General features: G+C 38.1%; 3 protein-coding genes. 2 read left to right on the top strand and 1 reads right to left on the bottom strand.

The genetic code is table 11. The features are described 5' to 3' along the window. Positions 1 to 105: 105 nt before the first annotated feature. Entirely contained in the window at positions 106 to 957 is an 852-nt protein-coding gene (locus AACL61_RS09850) for an NAD(P)H-binding protein (protein ID WP_003670149.1), read from the bottom strand. A 251-nt stretch (positions 958 to 1208) separates the two neighbouring features. Between AACL61_RS09850 and AACL61_RS09855 the strand changes: the two genes are divergently transcribed. Together AACL61_RS09855 and AACL61_RS09860 are read left to right on the top strand one after the other, a co-directional pair. After that, positions 1209 to 1580 carry a HesB/YadR/YfhF family protein gene (locus AACL61_RS09855; RefSeq protein ID WP_003670148.1) on the top strand — a complete coding sequence of 124 codons (372 nt, stop codon included), beginning with the start codon at positions 1209 to 1211 and terminating at the stop codon, positions 1578 to 1580. A gap of 101 nt (positions 1581 to 1681) precedes the next feature. After that, positions 1682 to 2353 carry a type 1 glutamine amidotransferase gene (locus AACL61_RS09860; protein WP_339111327.1) on the top strand — a complete coding sequence of 224 codons (672 nt, stop codon included), beginning with the start codon at positions 1682 to 1684 and terminating at the stop codon, positions 2351 to 2353. The last annotated feature ends 224 nt before the right edge of the window (positions 2354 to 2577 follow it).

Below are 2577 nucleotides of genomic sequence, written 5' to 3' on the forward strand. Positions count from 1 at the left end.
CATAAAAACCGGATGATGAATTGTTCAAAAAATTCATCATCCGGTTTTTATTTTGGACTAGGAGTTTTTTCCCAGCCTCTCGATGGTTTTCACGAACAAATGATTTTACCGTGCAAGGACTTCTTTGATAGCATCAACAAGTGGAGTAACGGGGTGTCCAAGAACTTTTTCTAAATCGTTACTTTCTTTATTAAGATTTCCAGAGTTGATTGGGTCTTGGAATGATGCGAAAAGTTCAGCTGTTGGAGTATCTAAGCCAGCTTTTTCTAATGATTTTACATAATCATCATGAGAAATCTGCTTGATAGTAAAATCATTGCCAGTAGCTTCTTGAAGAGCTTTTCCTAATTCATCATAAGTACGGGTTTTACCAGCAAATTCGTAAACTTCACGAGGATCTTCACTGGTAATAACTTTTGCAGCCCCTTCTGCGTAATCACGTTCAAGTGCCCAACCAGCTTTGTTGTTAGCCCAGTACAATGCATCGCAACTAGCAGCTCCACTTTGGAGGAAACCAATTTCGTTTTCAAGATACCAGTTGTTACGAAGGAATGAGTGATCAATGCCTGCTTCTTTAATTGCATTTTCTGTAAGGCGGTGGTCAGTTGCAAGGGCAGCAGTAGAATTTTGTGCGTCGGGAAAACTAGTATAGGCAACAAATTTAATATTGTTTTCCTTTAATGCATCAACTACATTAGCATGAGCAGTAGCACGATCAACCTTACCACCTGGTTGAGATGAAATAAAGAGAACGTGATCAATTCCATTAAAAGTATTGATCATTGATGACTTATCTTCGTAATCTCCTTGACGAACTTCATTATTAGGAAAGAGCTTAGCAGCCTTATCAGTGTTCCGGGCAATAACAATAACATTTTCTGCACCAGCTAACTTGTTTAATTCTTTAACAGCAGCTTGTCCTAAGTTACCAGTAGCGGCAGTTACAGCATATTTCATAATTAACAATCTCCTTTAATTTTAAACTTGTTATTTTTTAATTTACAGGTGCTATAATAACACATGTTTTTATAAAGTCAACATGTATTTTAGTTTAAATAAATTCCTTTGAAACTATTTAATAGAGATGTTAATCTATACGTGTAAATAATAATACGACAAAATTAGAGGGAGACTGCGAATAGCTTAATTTCAGAAATAGGTAAATATAGGTTCTTGGTTGTAAAATAAAAGAAATAGTAAACTAAGGAGTGATTGAAGTGCAATTAATTATTACTGATGCTGCTAGCAAGTGGTTCCAACAAAAATTTAACCTCGCTAGTGGAAATGGAGTAAAATTTTATGGTAAAACAATTCAACCACACAATGTTAAACATGGTCCTAAGCAAGGGTATAAACCAGAATCGACGCTCGATGAGGCAACAATCGTCATAAAAAAAGATGGTATTAATTACCATATTAACTTTGCGGATGCTTGGTTCTTCTCAGGACTAGTTGTTACCGTTGATTATCAGCAAGAGGCAGAAGAGCCAGTTTTTATTTTTCGCCGTGAAGATAATGGTGGAGCAGATGTTGATGCTGCAACCGGGGCATCACGAAAGTATGAAGAATATTGGGAATAAAAACTATTGTTAAGCTCATGATTTGATGTTATAACAATAATATCTTAGGTACTTGCAGGCGATACCTAGCACAACATTGCCGTCGACGGAAAGGATATTCGATGAGAATCAATGTTTTGCAACACACGCCAAATGAAGGACCAGGAACAATTCAAGAATGGTCACAGGATCGCGGACATGAGATGTACGTTTATCATCCCTATCAGTTTGATAATTTGCCGACTGCTGATGAGACTGATATGTTGATTATTCTTGGCGGTCCCATGAGCCCTAATGACGACTTAACGTGGATCAAGCAAGAGCGAGTTTTAATTCAGCGACTATTGGATGCTCATAAGCCAATTTTTGGCGCGTGTTATGGGGCTCAACAGATCGCTAAGACACTCGGTTATGCCGTAAAAAAGGCACCACATAAAGAAGTCGGTTGGGCGCCGGTGTATCTAAAAAGTGATCTTATTTCTGATATTCCTCCAAAATTAACTGCTTTACATTGGCACGAAGAGATGTTTGAAGTTCCAGCTCAAGCAGACTTATTATTTAGTAGTGACTTAGTTAAAAATCAAGGCTTTGTTATGAACGGTAATGTTATTGGACTTCAGTTCCACTTTGAGCCGACAGTAGATAATGTTCGCGAGATTGCTGTAAATGATGATCAGTATCCATTAGACCATAATGATCTTCACCAAAATGGAAAAGAAATCATTCAGCGTGGCGTTCCAGCTGAAAATAAGCGAGTTATGTATCGGTTATTGGATTTTATCGCAAATAGCTAAAGCGCAAAATTATTGTTAATACGAATATATTTCTAAAATAAATAAGCGAGGCTGGTTAAAAACCAACTTCGCTTATTTATGTGCGCCCGGCATGGGTATTAGCTAGGCGGTGAGAGTCCGCTATGGGCCGTAGTAGTCGGAACCATGAGCTGAGGACAAGGGTGTCCACTGTGAGGTGGAATCTGAAGGAAGTCTAAGGCAAAGTACTGCACCGATGAACAAGA

It is taken from the genome of Limosilactobacillus reuteri subsp. porcinus (genome assembly GCF_036621895.1).
Lineage (GTDB): Bacteria > Bacillota > Bacilli > Lactobacillales > Lactobacillaceae > Limosilactobacillus > Limosilactobacillus reuteri_J.

Coding starts and splice junctions, on each gene's coding strand:
- AACL61_RS09860 (WP_339111327.1), top strand. CDS start 1,682: ATGAGAATCAATGTTTTGCAACACACGCCAAATGAAGGACCAGGAACA.
- AACL61_RS09850 (WP_003670149.1), bottom strand. CDS start 957: ATGAAATATGCTGTAACTGCCGCTACTGGTAACTTAGGACAAGCTGCT.